Below are 22033 nucleotides of genomic sequence, written 5' to 3'. Positions count from 1 at the left end.
CCTTCAGTTCACATTACTTCTTGCTTTGTACGATGCTGCTGAATAGCGATTAATCGATTAATGGCATTTAAATAGGCTTTCGCTGACGATTCTAATACGTCAAATGCTACTCCGCGTCCGCTTGCTTCAGTTCCTTCGCTTTCAACCTTCACAAATACTTCAGCCAGTGCATCCGGACCGCCGTTAATAGACTGAATACGATAGTCTAATAGTTTGACATCTTGCTCAACACAGCGCTGCAGCGTATTATAGATAGCTTCCACGCTTCCAGATCCCGTAGCTGCTTCTTGAATCTCTTCGCCGTTTTCTTTGCGAAGCGTAATCGTAGCCGTAGGAATATTGTTCGTACCATACTGAACCTGCAGACTTTCAAGCTTATATTCACTGTCTTTGCTAACTTGCTTTTGAATGACTAATGCCAATAAATCATCGTCGGTAATGTCTTTTTTCTTATCTGCTAAGTCTTTAAACTTCTCAAAAAGCACGTTTGCTTCTGTATCTTCCAATGTGAACCCAAGCTCTACTAAGCGTGTACGGAACGCATGACGACCAGAATGCTTGCCAAGCACAATCGGATTTTGTTTAACACCCACAAGTTCTGGGGAAATAATCTCATATGTTAACGGATTTTTTAAGACGCCATCTTGGTGAATACCTGATTCATGAGCAAAAGCATTTTTTCCGACAATTGCTTTATTTGGCGCAATATTCATTCCGGTAAGCTTACTGATAATGTCACTCGTACGCTTGATTTCGGGCAAGATCAAACCTGTGCTCGCTTGATAGAAGTCTTGACGGACATGAAGCGCAAGTGCTACTTCTTCAAGAGCAGCGTTACCGGCACGTTCTCCGATTCCGTTAATCGTTCCTTCAATTTGAGTAGCTCCTGCTTCAATAGCAGCCATTGAATTAGCAACAGCTAGCCCTAAGTCATCGTGGCAGTGAGCTGACAAATCGACCTTATGAATATTTGATACATGTTCTTTTAAGTAATTAAATACGGATTGATAGTCACCAGGCGTGATAAATCCTACCGTATCTGGAATATTAACGACTTTTGCACCAGCATCGATAACAGCTTCTACAATTCTAGCTAAAAACGGTAAATCTGTGCGACATGCATCTTCAGCAGACCATTGAACAACCGGGAATTTTTTACTTGCGTATTTCACCATTTCCACTGCTGTTTCAAGTACTTCATCAGGTGTTTTTTTCAATTTATGCTGCATATGAATTTCGGAAGTAGCGATAAAAACATGCAGTCTTGGTTCTGCACTTTCTTTTAACGCTTCCCATGCAATGTCAATATCTTTTGTAACAGACCTTGCAAGGCCTGTTACAGAAGAATTTTTGACAATAGACGCAATTTCTTTTACGGATTGAAAATCACCTTTTGAAGAAGCTGGAAATCCGGCTTCAATAATGTCGATACCTAATCGCTCTAACTGCTTAGCAATTTCAAGCTTTTCTTGTAGGTTCAAATTGACTCCAGGTGACTGTTCACCATCGCGTAGCGTCGTGTCAAATAGTTTAATTTTTTGCACTAGCGATCACCGCTTCTTTCTTTTGTTTTTTAACAAATGGCATCATTTCACGTAATTGAGCGCCAACTTTTTCAATTAAATGTTCGTTTTCACGGTTATTGATAGCTGTAAATTCTGGACGATTTGCTTGGTTTTCTAGGATCCAGCCTTTTGCAAATTTACCTGTTTGGATATCTTCAAGCACTTTTTTCATTTGTTCTTTTGAACGCTCATCTACAACGCGTGGTCCTGAAACGAAGTCACCCCATTGAGCTGTATCAGAGATTGAATAACGCATGCCTTCCATTCCGCCTTCATACATAAGGTCAACAATTAATTTTAATTCGTGTAAACACTCAAAATATGCAACTTCCGGTTGGTAGCCAGCTTCTACAAGCGTTTCAAAACCAGCTTTAACTAATGAAGTTAAACCGCCGCAAAGTACTGCTTGCTCACCGAAAAGATCTGTTTCTGTTTCTTCTTTAAACGTTGTTTCTAATACACCCGCACGAGCTGAGCCAATTGCTTTAGCATAAGCTAATGCTACGTCTTTTGCTTCGCCAGTTACGTCTTGGAATACTGCGAATAACGCCGGTACGCCAGCTCCTTCTTCATACGTTCTTCTTACAAGGTGACCAGGACCTTTTGGAGCTACTAAGAATACGTCAACGAATTCAGGTGCTACGATTTGATTAAAGTGAATGTTAAAACCGTGAGCAAATACTAAAGATTTCCCTGGTTTTAATCCTGGAAGAATTTCTTCGTTATAAACTTTTGGCTGATGCTCATCTGGAAGTAATACCATTACTACTTCTGCTTGTTGAACTGCTTCTTTTACAGATAATACAGTGAAGCCGTCTTGTTCTGCTTGATCCCATGATTTACCTTTACGTAATCCTACTACCACGTTTACTCCGCTGTCGCGTAAGTTTTGTGCGTGAGCGTGACCTTGTGAACCATAACCTACGATTGCTACTGTTTTACCTTGTAATAATTGATCCTTTGCATCTCCGTTGTAATATACCTTTGTCATAATAAATCTCTCCTCTTAGTTTATATAGTTTTATATAGTTTACTTTTTTAGTAACTAGCTAGAATTAAATGATTGATGAAAGTTTGGCTGCTGCTTTTTGCGTACCGCGCGGAACAGCTACTGTCCCTGTGCGCGTTACTTCTTTTAATCCATAAGGCTGAAGTAAATCAATCATCGCTTCAATCTTGCTGGATTCACCTGTTACTTGAATAATTAAGCTGTCGCGGCTTACATCAATGATGGTTGCACGGAAAGGCTCAATTACTGCATAAAGTTCGTTACGGCTCGCAGGTGTAGATGCTACTTTCATTAAAGCAAGCTCTCTTGACACCACGGCTTGATCCGTAATATCTTGAACTTTCAACACGTCAATCTGCTTGTTTAACTGCTTAATCACTTGTTCAGCAGCATTGTCATGCTCTACGTTTACGACAAACGTCATGCGTGATACATCTTCAGATTCAGTGTGTCCTACCGAAATACTCTCAATATTGAAATTTCTTTTTGTAAATAACCCCGTTACGCGATTTAAAACGCCCGCACGGTTTAATACAGTTGCTGTAATGATTCGCTTCATGGTTTCACCCCTACCATTTCATGTAATCCTTTTCCAGGTGCAACCATTGGATATACGTTTTCTTTAGGTGCGACAAAGAAGTTTAGTAAAACAGGTCCATCTGTTTCCATTGCTTCTTTCAGAGCCGCATGCGCTTCTTCTTCAGTAGAAGCTTGTAAACCTTTGATATCATAAGCTTCTGCAAGCTTCATTAAATTAGGCTGATTCGGAATTAAAGAGTGCGAGTAGCGTTCTTCATAGAAGATTTCCTGCCACTGACGAACCATTCCAAGCGACTGATTGTTAAGCACAACCACTTTAACAGGTAAGTTTAATTCTCTAATAACCCCTAATTCTTGAAGCGTCATTTGAAATCCACCGTCACCAACGACTGCTACAACTGTTTTATCTTTATTTGCCAGCTGAGCGCCGATTGCAGAAGGTAATCCAAAACCCATGGTGCCAAGGCCACCTGAAGTTACCCATCGATCTGGATTATTAAATGTGTAGTATTGAGCTACCCACATCTGATGTTGCCCAACGTCCGTTGTAACAACGGCATCTCCATTTGTGTATTTGTGAAGCAACTCAACTACTTTTTGTGGTTTCAACACGTCCGCTGAGTTCTGATACCATAATGGATATTCTTGTTTCCACGCCGCTAATTTCTCATGCCATTTCGTATAATCTCCAACTTCTCCTTCTTGCAGAAGCAATTGCTTTAATACTTCTTTTGCATCTCCAACAATTGGAATCTTGGTTGGAACATTCTTTCCAATTTCCGCTGGGTCGATGTCAATGTGAGCAATTTTTGCATTTGGTGCAAAATGCTTTAAGTTACCTGTTACTCGGTCATCAAAGCGCGCCCCGATACTAATGAGAAGATCACTCTCATAAATTGCCATGTTTGCTGTGTACGTTCCGTGCATGCCAGCCATTCCTAAATGAAGCGGATGATCTGCAGGAAAACAGCCTAACCCTAAAAGCGTATTAATAACCGGAATATTTTGACGCTCAGCATAATTTTTTAATTCTTCTGAACCTTTACTCAATAATACTCCCGCACCTGCTAGAATAACAGGTTTCTTTGCAGCTGCTACTGCGTCTGTTAACTTTTTAACCTGCAGCTGATTTGGAAAATAAGTTGGCTGATAGCCAGGTAAATCAATTTCTCCTTCGTAATTAAATGTTCCATCACCCTGTGCCATATCTTTTGGAATGTCGATTAAGACTGGACCAGGTCTTCCTGTTGTCGCAATATGAAATGCCTCTTTGATGATTCTCGGCATGTCGCTGATATTGCGTACTTGATAGCTATGTTTTGTAATTGGCATTGTGATTCCTAATACATCTGCTTCTTGGAACGCGTCAGAACCAATTACACTTGAAGCTACTTGACCAGTAAAAACAACTAAAGGAAGTGAGTCAATCATCGCATCTGCCAAACCTGTTACGATATTTGTTGCACCAGGACCACTTGTTGCGATAACTACACCGGGTTTACCTGAAATTCTTGCGTACCCTTCTGCTGCGTGAATTCCACCTTGTTCGTGACGAGCAAGTACGTGAAACATTCCTGAACCGTATAGCTTATCGTAAATCGGTAAAACGGCTCCCCCTGGGTAACCGAAGATGACGTCAACGTTTTCTCTTCTTAGAGATTCAATCAACATGTCAGCTCCATTCATTTGTGCCCCAGTGCTTACAGGTTCTTTCGTTTGCATATTGGCTCCCACTTTTCTCATCCTTTCGTTTTCTAGATAAAAGAAAAAAGACTTCTCACCCCTAAATAGACCCTATCAAATGATATAGGTCAAGGGGCGAAAAGTCTTTTGTACTTTACGCGGTACCACCCTCGTTTGTAATCGAAATGATTACCTTATGAATGTATACTGTACATTCTTTTTGATAACGAGTGCTTTGGAAGTACACTCGGTCGCCCTTACTGAATTTCAGGGTGACACTCTGAGGTGAGTTCATTTTGAGTTGGTAACGCCGGCTTCCAGCAACCCGACTCTCTGTTGATACCTAAACATCAAAACTACTTATCCTCTTCAACGTTTTAAAACGCTATATGCTTTTTGAACAATGCTTTACACATCATATTTTAATTTAATTACAATTAATTAAAATTTTTAGAAAACTTATATTTGAGGACTATCTTACGCCCATTTCTATGCATAGTCAACCACTTTTCAAGATTTTTTTAGACAATTTAGACTAAACAGAATATTTGAATGCGTTTTCATTATTGATGCAATAAGGGTTTATAGCCACTCAAAAAGTTTTTCTGAAACGTTCATTTGTACACACTGAATGAACAAACATTCACTTTTAAGATAAATAAAAAAATCCCGGCTTTTACTAAAAAGTAAAAGCCGGGATTTTTTTTCTAGACGTCCCAGGAGAGATTCGAACTCCCGACCGACGGCTTAGAAGGCCGTTGCTCTATCCTGCTGAGCTACTGGGACATAATGTTAAACTGTATCAAAGACAATACTTATTATATTCAAATATAATTTAAAAGTCAACGTTTTTTTGAAATTTTATGAGAAGAGAGGTAAAAAACCTTCTCTTCTCCCTATATTTGGCTATATTATGCTGAAAGTGTACAGGTTAACTGCATGCTAGGAATATGTTTACCGCTTATATCGTAAAACTGCACGGTAGCTTCTGTACCATCCATTACTAGTATAGCATACGTACGTTCTTTTCTCATACGAGGAAGTAACATACTTCCTGGATTGATAAATAAAACTCCGTCCATGAGCTCAGCTCCCGCTATGTGAGAATGCCCAAAACAAACAACGTTTGCCCCCACTTCTCTCGCTTTGTAATGCAGATTCATCATAGACATTTTAACATTATATAAGTGACCGTGTGTAACCAGACACGTGGCTTCTCCAAGTGACTCTACTCGATCATTGACGTAAGATGCATCATAATCACAATTTCCTCGAACGCCTAAAAACGAAGACATTTCTTTGCTGTCTTGTGGCAGCTCAGAGTCACCACAATGAATCATCTTATCTACATCAGCATGTCTTTCTCTGATAGTGAGCAGTTCTTCTTGTAACCCGTGGCTATCGCTTACAATTAATAGTTTCACACGTCATCACTCCTTCTAAAATTGCGCATCAATTAGCGGTGCTAGTTTTTCTAACGCATTTGCTCGGTGACTAATTTGATTTTTTTGTTCTTTAGACAATTCTGCCATGGAGCAGTTCCATTTTTCTACAAAGAAAATAGGATCGTATCCAAAGCCGTTCTCGCCTCTTTTTTCTTCCAAGATGCGCCCTTCACACGTGCCTTCTACAAGCTCTGTTCTCTTTCCAGGCACTGCAATAGCAAGCGTACAATGAAAACGTGCCGTGCGCTTTTCAAACGGCACGTCATGTAATTTTTGAAGTACCTTCTCTATATTAGCATTATCATCTTTATTTTCACCAGCATAACGCGCGGAATAAACGCCTGGCTCTCCGTTTAAGGCATCAATAGCAAGCCCAGAATCATCGGCAATAACCGGCTTATTTAATGCTGATGAAATGGTTTCTGCCTTTAGCGTGGCGTTCTCTGCAAATGTAACGCCCGTTTCTTCCACGTCCTCAATTTCAGGAAAATCAAGAAGCGATGTTACTTTAAATCCCTTCGGTGAGAATAGTGTTTCAAAATCCTTTACTTTGCCTGCATTTTTAGTTGCAATAATGATTTCACGCACGTTAATCCCTTACCTTTCTTTAACCGGAATGTAAGCAGCCAGATGATCAAGAACTTTCTTTTGCTGTTCAATCAATTGATAAACACCCTTTTCCCCTAAATCCAGAAGATGGTTTAACTGTTCTCTCGAAAACGTCGATTCCTCTCCCGTTCCCTGTAATTCTACAAACTGTCCGCTTCCTGTCATCACAATATTCATGTCAACTTCCGCTGTCGAATCTTCTTCATAATTTAAATCTAAAATCGAATTTTCTCCATGGATACCTACTGAAGTCGCAGCTAAATAGTCACGAATAGGAATTTCTGTCAGCTTGTTCTCTTCAACCAGCTTTCCAAACGCTAAAACCATAGCCACAAAGGCACCTGTAATGGATGCTGTTCTTGTTCCGCCATCTGCTTGAATAACATCACAATCAATCCAAATGGTCTTTTCTCCGACCTTTTCCAGGTCGACTACAGAACGAAGAGCTCGTCCGATCAGACGCTGAATTTCCATTGTTCGTCCTGTGACTTTACCTTTTGTTGATTCGCGTATATTTCTTTGTGCCGTAGCTCGAGGCAGCATAGAATATTCAGCTGTAATCCATCCTTTTCCTTGTCCACGCATAAAAGGAGGCACTCTGTCGTCTATGCTTGCTGTACAAATAACCTTTGTGTCTCCCACCGAGATTAATACAGATCCTTCTGGATGCTTTAAGTATGAAGTATGAAGAGATACAGGTCTCAATTCATTAAATTCCCTACCGTCCAAACGCATTAAGCATGTCCTCCTATTAATTCATTTATATGTAATAGCTTCTTCCATTTTAACTATAAAACAGCGGAAAGAGGTCGCTATTTCAGCAGACCTCTTTCTACTTAGTCCTTTACTAGTATAACAAAAATTTGTTTTTAAAAACTACCTGTGTTCACATTTTTAGGTCTTGAAACTGGCTCCGTTAGCTTTTTCCCTTTTTCATCTTTTAGCGTTTTTTTGCCATTCACCTTAATGGCAACGCTGTCTACGGCTTTTTGTTCCGTCAGCGATAACACCAAGGAGTCGAGAACATACTGAGAAATTTCCGTTCCTTTTAAATTTCCAAAGATGTTTTTATTAAAGTTCAGCGTTAACTGACCGTCCGCATACTTTGGAGCTGCTACGAGCTTTGCATCAGGATTAAAATCTGTCACTAAACCTGATGCAGGCGCAGGTCCTTCTACAAGCTCGTTCACAATTGCAGTGTACATATCTTTGTCATCAGAAGCAATTCGTTTTGTAACAGGAACATAGTAAGTTTGTTTGCCCTCTTGAGCTAAGTAATAGATCGTAACTGGCTTCGTTTGGGTTACGTCAACTACTCCAGTATTATCAAAGTTAATGCCATCTGCTCTGCTCAACCCTTTACTGATTGGTGTATGATTTACAGGCATCTCATCTTTATCATAGCCGTTAATGCGAATTTTAACTTTATTTACGCCTTCAAACTGCGTCAGCGTCCACGTTACGGCCTGCAGGATACGGAGTTCATCTTCTTTTTTATATTCAGCAAATTCAGGTGAAAAATCTGCTACCATCGTGCCGTCACTTTCCAGCTTTGTCCCTAAAACTCTTGTATCAGCAGGAAGAACCGCTCGGAAATTATTTGGCAATAAGTTTGTGACTGGTCCACCCTCTACTAAATATTCAAGAGACTGTTTAGCGACACCTTTTGATTTAGGAATTTCAAGCGTCTGGGGAACAACGTACCCGTTTTTATCAATTAAGTAAATTTCTCTTTTGGTAGGCGCAGATGTTTCTGCCGCTTTACTTTGTTTTTTATTAGCTTCCGTTACTTTCGCTTCAGTCGCTAATGATTTTTCATCTTTCACATAGGTGACATCCTTTGGCGGATCAATTTCCTTTGCTGCGTTATCCCCTCCGAAAAGTCCACAGCCGGATAACAACACAGATGTGGTCACCACGGCGGATATGAGAACAAATTTGGTCTTTTTGGACATTCCTTTCCCTCCTCAGACTGTTTGTACTACTATGTATACGAGCTTATTTGCATTTTAGACCAGCTCAAACAAGTTTTTGGCCACAAAAAAAACCGAGCTTAATATGCTCGGTTTTAAAGTTTGATATGCTCAACATTATATACAGGGTGTTCAAACCATTTAGATGCAATAGATTGAAACAGTTCTGTTGAGCCTGTTGTATAGAAGTAGTGTTCGGGCTCCATGCTTCTAGGAGCTAGTAAATTGCTATAAGAAAGAATGGCACTTACCTCTATTGCCGTTTCTTCACCAGAACTAATTAACTGAACTCGAGGTCCAATTGCTTCTTGAATAACTGGCTTTAACAACGGATAATGCGTACATCCTAAAATAAGGGTATCCATATCTGTATGATAAAAAGGTTTTAATGTTTCTTTTACAATTCGCTGCGCTTCCGGTCCTTCATAATTACCGCTCTCTACAAGAGGTACAAACAAAGGGCATGCTAAATTTTCCACTTCCACTCTCGTATGAAGAGCGCGGAGTGCATGTGTATAGGCTTGGCTTTTAACGGTTCCGTTTGTGCCGATTACGCCTATTTTATGATTTTTAGTTACTTTAAGCGCAGCTCGTGATCCTGGTTCAATGACGCCTATAACCGGAATATCGAGCTGTTCTTGAATTTCATCTAGTACAACTGCCGTAGCCGTGTTGCACGCAATAACAAGCATTTTAATATCTTTATCTACTAAATAATTAGTCATCTCCCATGTGAAAGCTCGTACTTCTTCACTGGGACGAGGACCGTATGGGCAGCGGGCTGTATCTCCAATGTACATAATTTGTTCTTTCGGAAGCTGTCTCATAATTTCCTTTGCTACCGTTAATCCGCCCACACCTGAATCTATAACACCAATTGGTCTACTCAAAACAATCGCCTCATTTTTCTTTCATTTCATCATGTAATTTTCGTAACGTTACTCGTAAAACTTCTGTTTCACTAGGAGAGAAGTTTGCCAGTACGCCATTTAAATACGTTTGTCGCTTTTCAATTACTTCTTCGATAACACGTGCTCCTTCAGGAAGCAAATGAATACGCACTACGCGGCGGTCTTTCGGATCTTTGACCCGAACCACCAACTTATTTTTTTCCATACGATCTACTAAATCTGTCGTTGTACTACAAGCGAGAAAAATCCGATTTGATAAATCGCCAATCGTCATATCTCCACGTTCAAACAGCCACTGCAAAGCAATAAACTGAGGTGGCGTAATCGTATAGTCTTCTAAAATTTCTCTTCCTTTTTGCTTCACAATAGCTGCAATATGTCGAAGTGACTTTTCTAATTCTGCCACTGTATCCTCATTATTTTTTGCTGTCATACCGTAATCCTTTCCACCTATAAGTCTTATTTTCTATTATTTCTTTCAGTTAAACCCGTCTCTATTGTTTCTCTTTTCTATTTTATATTGTGCTCTTTTTTCGGTGATTTTTCAAGGTTAACATGAGGATTCTACAACGTTCAGCATTAAAAAACAGCTGCTCCATAAAAGGAGCAGCTGTTTCTATTAATTATTGATATACAGCTCGAAAACTGAGCTGAAATCTTTTGTTGTGTAGGCTGTTTTTTTATCTAATAACCAAGAAAACGCGGCTTCGTTAATTTCTTTAAATTCACCAGCAACACTTCCACTTGTATTTCTTGTACTGCTTAGCGTAGAAGAAGCTAGCTGAATGCTTTGTTTAGCAAAATCGAGCGCAATTTCATTTTCACGCGTTATTTCAGACATTTTAAACAGCGCTTTATATAAATCTTTTACCTCTTCTATATGCTTTTTGTGTACATCGATAGAAAAAGTTTCCGAGCCAATTTTAAATTTAATTTCCACATCTAAATCGACAGTTCCAGCCGTTTCTAGCATTACGTTTGAAATGTGATTTGTGCTGTAGTTATAGCGGCGAAGCATTCGCTTTTTACTTGTAGCACTTGTTCCATCAAGGTGAATGAGCGCTTTATTGGTAAAGCAATATTCATCTGACTTTGATTTGATTAGAAAATAAATTTTTTCTTGTTCTTCATGCATAACGTAATCGTCTGCATCTACCTTGTTATAATCAACTGGCTTAATAACAGAACCAATATCACTTAGCCCCAATACATCAGCAGCTACTTTTCCAAACATTTCCCCATCTCCCTTTTAAAAACGATTGTGTTATTTTCATGTTTTAAGTGTACTGTGCAAATGAGGGGGTGTAAATAAAAAAAGGAGCTTCTTTAAAAGAAGCTCCCCATTTATTAAAAGAACAAATTTAAAATCATATAGATAAGTGCAGCTAATGAAGCTGAAATTGGCAATGTGATAACCCATGTAATCACCATGCGCTGTGCAGTTCCCCATTTTACACCTTTCACTCGGTGAGCAGAACCTACACCTAAGATAGAAGATGAAATAACATGAGTAGTACTGACAGGTAGATGAATAAATGTTGCTCCAAAGATAATGGCAGCACCCGTTAAGTCCGCAGCTACTCCATTAACAGGACGAATTTTCATAATTTTACCGCCAACGGTTTTAATGATTTTCCATCCACCAATTGACGTTCCAAGCCCCATTGCGACTGCACAAGCCAGCTGTACCCACCACTGAATCTCAGTACCGCTTTGCATATTGTTAGCAATAAGCGCTAGCGTAATGATACCCATTGCTTTTTGCGCATCATTCGTACCGTGTGTGTAAGATTGTAGAGCTGCAGTCAGGATTTGAACGCGGCGAAAACGCTTATTCGTTTTCGTCAAGTTATGGTTTTTAAACGTTAGCTTGATAATCGTATAGACAATATAACCTACTACAAAGGCTAGAACTGGTGAAATTAGAAGGGCTTCAATGATTTTGATGAAACCTTTGTAATTTAAAGCACCAAATCCAGCAGCTGCAATAGCTGCTCCTGCAATCGATCCAATAATTGCATGAGAAGAACTACTCGGGATACCGAAATACCATGTGATTAGGTTCCACGCGATAGCAGAAATTAATGCTGCTAAAATAACGACAGAACCATTTTGAAGCGTATAAGGATCAACGATATCCTTTGTAATCGTTTTGGCTACGCCCGTAAACGTCATAGCCCCGACAAAGTTCATGGTTGCGGCTAAAAGAATTGCATGTCGCGGTTTTAAAGCTTTGGTTGAAACAGAAGTCGCAATGGCATTAGCTGTATCGTGAAATCCGTTGATAAAGTCAAAACCAAGTGCACCAACTACAATTAGAATGGTTAATATTAGCATTGAATCCATTATACTATAGCCCCGTTACGCATTCTTCATAATAACTGATTCTAAGTTGTTCGCAACCGTTTGACAATAATCCGCGATTTCTTCTAGCGTTTCATAAATTTCTTTATATTGAATAACTTTAATTGGATCTTTACATGTTGCAAATAATTGTTTTAGTGCACGACGATATAATGTATCACAATGTGACTCATACTCTTTAATTTTAATTGCATGCTCACTAATTTGAAGAAGCTTTTTCTCAGACAACAAATTAATAGTAATTAAAATTTCTTCAGCACAGCCTTGAATATTTTTAACAAATTCAGCTACATATTCATCAAATGTCGTAATTGAATGAATTTCCATTAAAGCAGCAAAGCTGTCGATGCCATCAAGTACATCATCCATGCTCATCGCTAGCTGTAAAATATCTTCACGCTCAATTGGAGTAATAAATGCTTTGTTCAACTCAGTAATCACTGTATGCACGTATTTATCACCTTTTGATTCATACGCTTTTAAAACGTTGGCAAATTCCTTTAGGTCAGATACATTTTGAAGTTCAAAGCTGCCTAAAAACTCCGCTGAGTCCTTAATATTTTGGGCAATGTCCATTAACATTTCAGAAAACTTGTCTTTTTTTCTTTTGATCACGTTGCAATCCTCCATCCAATTTATCGAAACTTTACCACTCGTTTTTTCTCTCTATCTTTTTATATGTGTTCTAGTTTCTTTTTTCATTTAAAGTAATGGATAAAACCTAGCTGTTCATTACTATAACGAGAGAAACCACCTCTCTTGTGTATCAAAAAATTCTAAAAAAACAAACGTTTACCAGAGCAAAAGTCCCAAAATGTGGTTCTTTCACCTATAGGTTATGCGATTCATTTTTTTACGCCAAGTCAAAAATTACTCCTATTATTGTTAATTGTCAATAACTTTTCAAACACATTTTTTTAGGCTTCTTTACAATACATTAACAATAATACGTTGATTCCTTTTAAAATAAGGGTTTTCAGAGTTTGTATAAAATTGGGATTTACAAAAACTTAACATTACTCCCCTTGTGTAAATAATAAAAGCCAGCTCTTTTAGAACTGGCTTTTATTATTTACTTATTATATTGCTGAAATACATTTTTTACTTTCGGCACGACGTAATGACTTCCGCCTTTATCCTCTACCCCTTCAACCATCATTGAAACGAGTAAGTTTTTCTGTTTTGTGTCCACAGCTACAAACCATCCGTTTTCCTGCCCTTTTTCACCTTGAGTTTTCTTTAGCTCTGCTGTTCCCGTTTTTCCAGCCAGGGTTAACCCATCTATCTTTGCTGCATGACCCGTACCGTTTTTATCTTCAATGACATCAACTAAATCATTTTGAATTAATTGCGCCGTTTCTTTAGATATTACTTGTTTTTTCCATATTCCACTCTCATCACCGTTCATAAGAATAGGCTTTACTATGTTTCCATCGTTTACAATCGATGTATACATCAATGCCAAGTGGAGAGGATTCACTTGCAGTTTCCCCTGGCCATAGCCAGAGTTTGCTAATACTCCCTCATCTTTAATATCTTGATCACCTGCAATTTTAGACGTTTCAAAAGGATAATTAACAGGCAATTTTTGATTAAACCCAAACTGTTTTAAACCACTGTTAAATTTGTCTAAACCTAGCTTCAAAGCAGTCTGCGCAAAATAAATATTATCAGATGTAACATAAGCATCACGTAAATTAACATTCGGTTTGCTGCCCACTCGTGTTACGTAGAAATTTCCCCAGCTTTTATCTTTCTGCCATTTCTTCCCGCTGATTGATATACTTTCATTTGGATTTAGCACGTCTTCATCAACCGCTAAAGCTCCGGTGACTAACTTAAATGTAGATCCCGGAGAATACGTTTTGGTAAAACGATTCATTAACGGCTTATTAGGATTCGTTGAAAGGGATTGATACGTATTAGCATCGATTCCAAAAGAAAAAGAATTTGGATCAAAAGCTGGCGTGCTTACAAGACCTAATATTTCTCCCGTTTTAGGTTGAAGAGCAGTAGCTACTCCTTTTTCATCTTTTAACTGTTCATAAAGGGATTTTTGAACATTCGTGTCTACCGTAACCTGAATGCTTTCCCCGTCTTTTGGATTCACTTTTGCAATTTCATTCTTTTTATTACCATCTTTATCTACAGTATAAATCGTGACGCCGTCTCGAGCACGAAGCTTATCTTCATACAAAGATTCTAAGCCAATCATTCCAGCTTTAGACTGAGCATTATAACCTTCATCTTTATGCTCTTTTAAATATTCAGCTGTGACAGGCGCAACGTATCCAACTAAATGAGCACACGCTTCTTCACAAGGATATACGCGCGCATTCACCTTTTTTTGTTGAATGCCTTCTACTTTTTTCAAAGAATTCTCTAAATTAGAGGCGTCTTTTTGACTAACTGTTTTAATAGGAACAAATTGATTCTCTTTCACCCAAGAAGCGCTCAGTGCTTGATTAATACTTTTTTCTGAAAGAGCAAGAGTCTTGCTTAATTGTCGTATCGCTTGCTCGCCGCCTTTAGAAAACTGCTGGGGAACAACTCCAACTTGAATCGCTTCTCCGTTTTGAGCTAAATATTTCCCTGAACGATCCATAATTTCTCCACGCACAGCTGACTGAGTAGCTACTCTTACTTGCTCTCCTTGCTCAAGTCCTTTAAAAATCATATTAGGCTTCCAATTAATATACCAATTCTCTGTATCCCCTTGTTTTTCTTGAACCACAGCAGCATTTTCTTTAAATGAGATTTCACCGGCTACAGAGTTCATGTTTACTTCAAAAGGTAAAACAGCTTTATGGTCTTTTATTTCTAAGTCTTCTATTTTACTTGCCTTCACTTTAAGCTTGTCCGCTTCAATTGCATCATAGATATTTTTATATCGATTTACAAAGTCTTTTTCTGAAATCGTCTTTTTAGCATCTTTAGACAAGTATCCATACATACCTTCAAAATCTTCTTTATTCCACATGGCTACATATTTATCAAATCGATCCTGTGCTTTCTGTTGATCATTTGAGCAACCGGCAGTTATGAGTAAGAGAATTGCCATAGTAAAAAATAGCCACCCAATTCGTCTCATGATGATTTTCCCCCTTTTTTCAATACCATTTCTATCATATAAAATTTTACATAAACTTTCCATTAGAAAGTTACATCCAGGAATTAATTGGTATTACAACCCACTTAATTTACATATCGACAAAAAAATCAATAGGTAAATAAGAAAAAAATTGAACATTTTGTGAATATTTTGTGTCTTTTTTGGAAAGTATTTGATATAATAAGTGTAAGAAGAAAAAGAATAGGAGGCGACTAAAATGAGAAGATTCTTACAGTTTTACTTTATGTTTAGTTCTCTGTTCTGTTTTGGAAGCGTTTTCGTCCTACTTATGTCTCAAGAATATTATTTTGCACCGTTATTCCTCACACTGGGCTGTTTAAATATTTTTCTCTTTAAAGTATATATTCAAGAAAGTCGAAAAGATAAACAAGCTGCACCTGAAAAACCAAAACCAACAATTTAACGGACTCGTCTCTCGGCTGAGATGAATGTAAAAGAAGAACCGGTGAATTTTTCACCGGTTCTTCTTTTACGAGGTTGAAGCTTTTGGAAACCTATCGTTTGCAATAATCTCACCGATGCTTTCACTCTTTCCTTCACCCTCATCAATATTTAAAAGCGGGAACAATAACTCTCCTACGTGATAAGCTTCTTCTAAATGCGGATAGCCTGATAAAATAAAAGATTCAATTCCTAAAGCTTCATATTCTTTTATTCGTTTCGCTATATTTTCAGCACTGCCTACCAGGGCAGTTCCTGCACCTCCCCGGACGAGCCCCACACCTGCCCATAAGTTAGGGCTAATCGTAAGTTCCTCTCGGGTTCCTCTATGAAGGCTCGCCATTCGCTGCTGCCCAACTGAGTCATACCTTGCAAAAGTACGCTGTGCAGCTTGAATTGTGTCGTCGTCCAAATGCTGAATTAATCGATCGGCTGCTTCCCAAGCTTCTTCTTCCGTTTCCCGTACAATAATATGCAAACGAATCCCAAACTTAACGGTTCTGCCTTCTGCTTCTGCTTGCTTTCTCACAGCCGTTATTTTTTCTCTTACTTGTTCAGGAGGCTCTCCCCACGTTAAATACACGTCAGAATGTTTTGCTGCAACTTTTTGTCCTGCGGGTGAAGATCCGCCAAAATAAATAGGTGGAGAAGGTTTTTGAACAGGTGGATACAACAGCTCACTGTTCTCTACATGAATATGTTTTCCTTCATAATTAACCGTATCTCCAGCCAATAACCCTTTCCACACATCTAAAAATTCATCCGCAGCTTCATAACGTTCATCATGTGATAAGAAAAGGCCGTCTCCGGCTAATTCTGCTGGATCTCCTCCTGCTACTACGTTAACTAGTAAACGACCGTTTGAAATTCGATCAAGAGTCGAAGTCATGCGCGCTGCCACGGAAGGAGCCATAATGCCCGGACGTACAGCTACTAAAAATTTCAAACGCTCTGTTTCAGGTATAAGTGAAGCAGCCAATAGCCACGGGTCTTCGCATGATTTCCCCGTTGGAATCAGAACTCCTTCAAATCCTAACCGGTCAGCTGCTTGAGCAACTTGCCGAAAATATGAATAGTCTGCTGAACGACCTCCTCGATTTGTCCCTAGATATCTTCCATCTCCATGGGAAGGAATAAACCATAACATTTTCATGATTCAACACTCCTTTTCGTTTGTTCTAGATGATATTCAAGCTCTTTTAATGAACGTTTAATTCTCGCTTCTGCTTCTTCCGCAATAAACTCAATTTCATTTTCTTTCGTATAGGCCACCTCAGAATCAACAATATAAACTCCATGAATAAGAGCAGTAGCTCCTAAAACGGATAATGTCGGCTTAAATACATAATCAAGAGCCAGTAGATGAGCAATGGTTCCCCCTGTAGCTATCGGCAGCACGGTTTTATTGTGCAAACCTTTTTCAGGTATTAAATCTAAAAATGTTTTTAAGATTCCTGTGTAGCTAGCTTTATAGATTGGGCTGACAATAATAACGGCATCAGCATCTGCCACTTTCTTTTGAGCTTCTTGAATCGCAGGGCTAGAAAAGTTAGCATATAGTAAGTCTTCAGCTGGTAGATCGCGGACATGCACGGTTTTTACTTCATGTTTTTCATTTTGCAGATATGCTGCAATATACTCACTTAAAGCAGCTGACCTTGATTGTTTTGAAGGGCTTCCCGTAATAATTGTAAACTGACTCATTATCATCTCTCCTTTTAACTTATAAAACTGATAGATTTACAAGGATTAATAAATATATAAATCCTTCTTTTATTTTTCACCTGCGTAGCTGTCTCTCCATTTAAGAAGACGCTTTTCTAATACTCGGACAAATGAATCAGTTAATTTGCCTACAACAGCAAAAATGATAATTCCGACAAAAACTACATCTGTTTGAGAAAACTGCCTAGCATCCATAATCATATATCCTACACCTTCACTTGCTCCCATCAATTCAGCTACTACCAGTCCGAGCCATGCAATACCTAAAGACAATCGGACACCAAGTAAAATATTAGGAAGAGCGGCTGGTAAAATGAGTTTCGTGATTTGTTTCCATTTACTAAATTGCAGAACACGCGCAACATCAAATAATTTCGAATCAACGCCGCGAATGCCTAAATACGTATTAACATAGATTGGGAAAAACGCACCGTTTGCAATTAGCAATATCTTTGAAATTTCCCCAAAGCCAAACCATAAGATAAATAAAGGAGCCAAGGCAAGGTGAGGAACAGTTCTAAGCATTTGAATGGATGGATCCATATAGTGCTCCGTTTTCTTTGAGAAACCGACAATAATACCAAATAGTAAACCTAGACCAGCTCCAACGGCAAAACCTATGGCAGCACGTAAAATACTGATTTGAAGATTAGCTCCGAGTTCTCCCGATACGATGAGCTGTTTGAAAGAAAGTACAATATCAACAGGTGTAGGAAGAACGGTTTTAGATACATAGCCTGCAGAACCAATGATTTGCCACACGACGATAAGCAAAATTGGCACGACGAGAGAACGAAGGAAAATTCCCTGCTTATTTTTCGCTTCTTCCTTTCTTTTTTTCACTTGTTGCAAGTGAGCTGCTGAAGACTGGACATGTCCTGAAACCACGGATGTTTTACTCATTTTCATCACCTCATTTTTCTTTTAATGCTTTTTCAATAAATGAATTATCAACGACATCTCCCGTATCAATTTTCTTTTTAATAACGCCTAAAGATTGTTGAAAATCAGCTGTTCGCTGTTGTTCTGCAATAATTTCTTTAGAGGTTGGGCGATTATAGGCAGGATTATTTTTTAACACTTGTCTTACTACATCTTTATCTAGATTTTTTTGTTTTGCTAGAATATCCACAGATTCTTCAAAATGTTCGTTTTGCCATTCAAGTGCTTTTTGATAAACTTGTAAAAACTTAACGACTAACTCTGGATGATCTTTTGCAAAGCCTTCTCTTACAATAGTAAAGCCTGGTGAAGCAACCTTTAACGAATCGCCGTCTGCTAAAATACGAGCTTCATTTTTTAAGTTTTGCAGGGAGATAAACGGTTCCCAAATTGACCATGCATCCACTGACCCATTTTCAAATGCTGGCTGAGCTTCGTCTGGCTGAAGCTGAATAATCTTTACGTCACTTGGCTTCAACCCATTTTGATCAAGAGCTCTGTACAATAAGTTAAAACCGCTGCTGCCTTTCGCAACCGCAATCTTTTTACCTTTTAAATCTTTTACGCTTTTAATCTTGCTGTTTTTTCCTACTAAAATAGCATTTCCTTTTAATCCGTCGCTCGAATTAGCAATTTCTAAAAATGGAATATCTGCCCCTTGACCAGAAATAACCGGTGAGTTTCCAACTTGGCCGAAATCCAAGTGTCCAGATGCTAACCCTTCAAATTGCGGAGGACCGCTTTGAAACTCTGTCCATTTAACGTTTACACCTATTTTTTTAAATTCTTTTTCAAACCATTTTTGGTTTTGTGCCAGCATTAAAGGTCCTAGGCTTTGTTGAATGCCAATATTGATCGTAACGTTTTTCGAATCTTCGCCGCTCGCTTTTTCTTTCGTCCCGCACCCAGCCAATGCGAGAACAAGTACAATAGCTGCAGTTAAAAGTAGCTTTTTCATCTGTTCTGTCTCCTTCTCTGTCTGATTGAATCTTTAATGTTCTCCTGCTTCTTCAAATTCTTTCAGCACTTGCTGCCTTAGCTGCTGAAAAGGTAGTTCTGTCTTTTTTCGCGGATGACTAATTTCTACTGGAACAACCCGACTAATTTCTCCTGGTCTGGCACTCATAATCACAATTTTAGTTCCTAAGTAAATGGATTCATCTAAATCGTGGGTAACAAAAATCATGGTTGTTTTTTCTTTTTTCCATATGTCTAACAGCACATCTTGCAGATGAGTGCGAGTAAAAGCATCCAACGCACCAAACGGTTCATCTAACAATAAAACCTCGGGATTTCTTAAAAGAGCACGCGCAATCGCAACTCGTTGAGACATCCCCCCAGATAGTTCTCGAGGATAAGCTTTTTCAAATCCTTTCAGCCTGACAATATCAATTAGCTCATCTACGCGGCGCCGAACGTTCGAATCTTTCAGCGATAAGTCAGCCGCTATATTTTGCTCCACATTAAGCCACGGGAACAAGCGGTGTTCTTGAAAGATCATTCCTTGTTTAATGCTAGGTCCGGCTATGTGCTTCCCGTTGATTTCAATGCGCCCTTCATAATCTATATCAAGTCCAGCGATCATTTTAAGCAGCGTACTTTTTCCGCATCCGCTCGGACCAATAATGGTAATAAATTCACCTTTATTAATCGTAAGATTTACATTTCGCAATGCTTGAGTTACTTGTTCTCCTTTTTGAAATGAGCGGTTAACCGATTGAATCACGACACTCACAGCAATTCCTCCTCCTTGAATTTTTAAATCAAAAGCTATTTCACCTAAAAACATAAAAGCTCCTACCTAAAAAAGGTAGGAGCTTTCGGTTGACCGATCAGCCCGTTGCTATAGTTAACTGATTTGTTATTGGATTATTTTGAATTTTATCATATTAATCCGATTTGTCAACTGTGTTTTATATATTTTATCCATTAGATTCTTGAGGATTTGGTTTTTTCCATTTAAATATTGAGTTTAAAAATCCGTATATATGCTTAGACTCCTTCGTTAACAAAGGACCAATAATAGCTAAAATCAATACATAAAGCGCAGCGAATGGCTGAAGGATGGCCGATAATCCTCCTTCAATTCCGATGTTAGCCATAATGATTGAAAACTCACCTCGTGACATGATTGTTAATCCAATATTGGTAGAAGCCTTGTGTGACAGCCCGCTTTTTCTTCCTGAAATCATACCGGCTGTAAAGTTACCAATAATCGTAAGCGCAACTGCTCCAAGGGCAAGCCAGCCTGCATCCCAGAGCGTGAGAGGATCAATACTTAATCCGAAGCTGAAGAAAAAGATGGCTCCAAAGAAATCACGAAACGGTACGACAAGATGTTCAATCCGATCGCGATGTTCTGTTTCAGAAAATACAAGTCCAAGCAATAAGGCTCCAATTGCTTCTGCCACGTGAATTGTTTCTGAGAAGCCTGCCACAAAAAACAATACCGCAAAAACGACGATTATAAAGATTTCATTCGATGAAATATTTAAAAGTTTATTTAGTAGAGGCGTAGCTTTTCGAGCAATGATAAAGAACAGCATCATATAGCCAAACGCAATTAAAATAGATGTTAAAGATCCAGCAAGCGATCCGTGGTCTCCAAGCACCAACCCTGAAACGACAGAAAGATAAACCGCTAAGAAAATATCTTCAAACATGATGATCCCTAATATCAATTCCGTTTCTGGATTTGCCGTTCGTTTTAAATCAACCAATACTTTTGCGACAATTGCGCTGGACGAAATCGTAATAATTCCAGCGATAATCAGCACTTCAAGAAGAGGATTTCCTGTCAGGTATCCATACAATAATCCTAAGGTAAAGTTAATTAAAATATAAATAGATCCTCCCACCGCGATGGACTTACCTGATTTAATTAACTTTCCAACTGAAAATTCTAACCCTAAATAAAAGAGTAAAAAGAGAACTCCAATTCTCCCCATAAATTCAATAATCTCTTGGCTTTCAATAAACTTTAAACTGAATGAGCCAAACTCAGGAGCATGGGGACCAACCGCCATGCCCAGCAGAATGAGGAATGGAATAATCGTAAATTTAAATTTATGTGCTAGTATAGCCGCTAAAGCGACTAGTAACAAAGCTGTCCCAACTTCAAATACTAAATGATCCAATTATGAACTACCTCCTTGTGAAAGCAATTCTTTAATGAGCGTTTTTAAATTTCCTCTTTCACCAGAGATGACAAGCGTATCTCCTTCTTCAATTAACGTATCTGGTCCTGGGGTGGATAATTTTTTTTGCGTGTTTTTAATGACAGCGATGATTGTGACATCATAGTTGCTGCGAACGTCAATTTCGCCAATTGTTTTACTGTGAGCTTTCGCCTGTTTTTCAACTTTGTACCATTCAATCACTAAGTCATTGAATGCCACTTCAATGGTTTCCATTGCTTTTGGCTTGTAAATCATGCCGCCTAAAATTGCAGCTAGCTGTCTTGATTCCGTATCTGTTAACGTAATGTCAAAAATGCTTTCTTCTAAATCTTTTTGATCGAAGTGGTAGATTTCACGTCGTCCATCATCATGAATAATAACGACCACACGGTTTCCTCCGCTTGTCTCAATTTCAAATTTACGGCCGATTCCTGGTAATTCCGTTTCTTTAATCATCATTGAATGATCACTCCTATAAAATTTTTAAGAAGAATATTAAATTTTCATTGCATTA

Annotated in this window: 22 protein-coding genes, 1 tRNA gene and 1 other annotated feature; of the genes, 1 reads left to right on the top strand and 22 read right to left on the bottom strand. The window is 38.6% G+C overall.

Annotation, left to right across the window (positions count from 1 at the left end):
• Window positions 1–8: 8 nt before the first annotated feature.
• From SCI76_RS17050 to SCI76_RS16980, 15 genes are all read right to left on the bottom strand, one after another.
• A complete protein-coding gene (locus SCI76_RS17050) occupies window positions 9–1544 on the bottom strand; it encodes a 2-isopropylmalate synthase (RefSeq protein ID WP_025750618.1) in 1536 nt (511 codons plus the stop codon).
• Window positions 1531–2556: a ketol-acid reductoisomerase gene (gene ilvC / locus SCI76_RS17045; RefSeq protein ID WP_028411737.1), complete on the bottom strand. Its 1026-nt coding sequence runs from the start codon at window positions 2554–2556 to the stop codon at window positions 1531–1533. The genes SCI76_RS17050 and ilvC overlap by 14 nt, the downstream gene beginning before the upstream one ends.
• A gap of 64 nt (window positions 2557–2620) precedes the next feature.
• Complete coding sequence (ilvN, locus tag SCI76_RS17040; RefSeq protein WP_013059375.1) at window positions 2621–3133, bottom strand: acetolactate synthase small subunit; 513 nt, start codon at window positions 3131–3133, stop codon at window positions 2621–2623.
• Window positions 3130–4857, bottom strand: a complete 1728-nt coding sequence (gene ilvB / locus SCI76_RS17035; RefSeq protein ID WP_237758409.1) for an acetolactate synthase large subunit — start codon at window positions 4855–4857, stop codon at window positions 3130–3132. The genes ilvN and ilvB overlap by 4 nt, the downstream gene beginning before the upstream one ends.
• A 68-nt stretch (window positions 4858–4925) precedes the next feature.
• Window positions 4926–5179, bottom strand: a binding site (T-box leader).
• 330 nt (window positions 5180–5509) lie between these two features.
• Window positions 5510–5583, bottom strand: a tRNA-Arg gene (locus SCI76_RS17030).
• Between the two features lie 125 nt (window positions 5584–5708).
• Entirely contained in the window at window positions 5709–6221 is a 513-nt protein-coding gene (locus SCI76_RS17025; RefSeq protein WP_028411739.1) for a metallophosphoesterase, read from the bottom strand.
• 15 nt (window positions 6222–6236) lie between these two features.
• Window positions 6237–6830, bottom strand: coding sequence for an XTP/dITP diphosphatase (locus SCI76_RS17020; RefSeq protein WP_028411740.1), 594 nt, complete (start codon window positions 6828–6830; stop codon window positions 6237–6239).
• Window positions 6831–6839: 9 nt separating this feature from the next.
• Window positions 6840–7586 (bottom strand): ribonuclease PH, encoded by a 747-nt coding sequence (rph, locus tag SCI76_RS17015; RefSeq protein ID WP_028411741.1) that lies wholly within the window; start codon window positions 7584–7586, stop codon window positions 6840–6842.
• Window positions 7587–7720: 134 nt separating this feature from the next.
• Entirely contained in the window at window positions 7721–8806 is a 1086-nt protein-coding gene (locus SCI76_RS17010; RefSeq protein WP_033579640.1) for a GerMN domain-containing protein, read from the bottom strand.
• A gap of 113 nt (window positions 8807–8919) precedes the next feature.
• Window positions 8920–9714 (bottom strand): glutamate racemase, encoded by a 795-nt coding sequence (gene racE, locus SCI76_RS17005; RefSeq protein WP_028411743.1) that lies wholly within the window; start codon window positions 9712–9714, stop codon window positions 8920–8922.
• A gap of 10 nt (window positions 9715–9724) precedes the next feature.
• A complete protein-coding gene (locus SCI76_RS17000; RefSeq protein WP_013059382.1) occupies window positions 9725–10168 on the bottom strand; it encodes a MarR family winged helix-turn-helix transcriptional regulator in 444 nt (147 codons plus the stop codon).
• Window positions 10169–10354: 186 nt separating this feature from the next.
• On the bottom strand, window positions 10355–10969 hold the full coding sequence (locus SCI76_RS16995) for a PH domain-containing protein (protein WP_407544050.1): 615 nt from the start codon (window positions 10967–10969) through the stop codon (window positions 10355–10357).
• Window positions 10970–11082: 113 nt separating this feature from the next.
• Complete coding sequence (locus tag SCI76_RS16990) at window positions 11083–12081, bottom strand: inorganic phosphate transporter (protein WP_028411744.1); 999 nt, start codon at window positions 12079–12081, stop codon at window positions 11083–11085.
• 15 nt (window positions 12082–12096) lie between these two features.
• Window positions 12097–12729: a DUF47 domain-containing protein gene (locus SCI76_RS16985; RefSeq protein ID WP_029711160.1), complete on the bottom strand. Its 633-nt coding sequence runs from the start codon at window positions 12727–12729 to the stop codon at window positions 12097–12099.
• Window positions 12730–13171: 442 nt separating this feature from the next.
• Window positions 13172–15190: a penicillin-binding transpeptidase domain-containing protein gene (locus SCI76_RS16980; RefSeq protein ID WP_047749796.1), complete on the bottom strand. Its 2019-nt coding sequence runs from the start codon at window positions 15188–15190 to the stop codon at window positions 13172–13174.
• 238 nt (window positions 15191–15428) lie between these two features.
• Between SCI76_RS16980 and SCI76_RS16975 the strand changes: the two genes are divergently transcribed.
• On the top strand, window positions 15429–15635 hold the full coding sequence (locus SCI76_RS16975) for a hypothetical protein (RefSeq protein ID WP_013059387.1): 207 nt from the start codon (window positions 15429–15431) through the stop codon (window positions 15633–15635).
• Window positions 15636–15701: 66 nt separating this feature from the next.
• On the opposite strand, the gene ssuD is transcribed toward SCI76_RS16975, so the two are convergent.
• The 7 genes from ssuD to SCI76_RS16940 form a co-directional block, all read right to left on the bottom strand.
• Window positions 15702–16826 (bottom strand): FMNH2-dependent alkanesulfonate monooxygenase, encoded by a 1125-nt coding sequence (gene ssuD, locus SCI76_RS16970; RefSeq protein WP_033579638.1) that lies wholly within the window; start codon window positions 16824–16826, stop codon window positions 15702–15704.
• Window positions 16823–17377, bottom strand: coding sequence for an NADPH-dependent FMN reductase (gene ssuE, locus SCI76_RS16965; protein ID WP_028411747.1), 555 nt, complete (start codon window positions 17375–17377; stop codon window positions 16823–16825). Before ssuE ends, ssuD begins: the two co-directional genes overlap by 4 nt.
• 69 nt (window positions 17378–17446) lie before the next feature.
• Window positions 17447–18301: an ABC transporter permease gene (locus tag SCI76_RS16960; protein WP_033579636.1), complete on the bottom strand. Its 855-nt coding sequence runs from the start codon at window positions 18299–18301 to the stop codon at window positions 17447–17449.
• Window positions 18302–18311: 10 nt separating this feature from the next.
• The gene (locus tag SCI76_RS16955) at window positions 18312–19298 is read right to left on the bottom strand and encodes an aliphatic sulfonate ABC transporter substrate-binding protein (protein ID WP_028411749.1); all 987 of its coding nucleotides are present in this window, start codon (window positions 19296–19298) and stop codon (window positions 18312–18314) included.
• A 33-nt stretch (window positions 19299–19331) separates the two neighbouring features.
• The gene (locus SCI76_RS16950) at window positions 19332–20129 is read right to left on the bottom strand and encodes an ABC transporter ATP-binding protein (RefSeq protein ID WP_080754460.1); all 798 of its coding nucleotides are present in this window, start codon (window positions 20127–20129) and stop codon (window positions 19332–19334) included.
• 133 nt (window positions 20130–20262) lie between these two features.
• Window positions 20263–21477, bottom strand: a complete 1215-nt coding sequence (locus SCI76_RS16945; protein WP_028411751.1) for a cation:proton antiporter — start codon at window positions 21475–21477, stop codon at window positions 20263–20265.
• Window positions 21478–21978, bottom strand: coding sequence for a cation:proton antiporter regulatory subunit (locus SCI76_RS16940; protein ID WP_013085158.1), 501 nt, complete (start codon window positions 21976–21978; stop codon window positions 21478–21480). It abuts the gene before it with no gap.
• Window positions 21979–22033 lie beyond the last annotated feature (55 nt).

Origin of the sequence: Priestia sp. HNGD-A6, assembly GCF_045784335.1 — a bacterium.
Classification (GTDB): domain Bacteria; phylum Bacillota; class Bacilli; order Bacillales; family Bacillaceae_H; genus Priestia; species Priestia zanthoxyli.
This window is presented reverse-complemented; position numbering and strand designations above follow the sequence as displayed.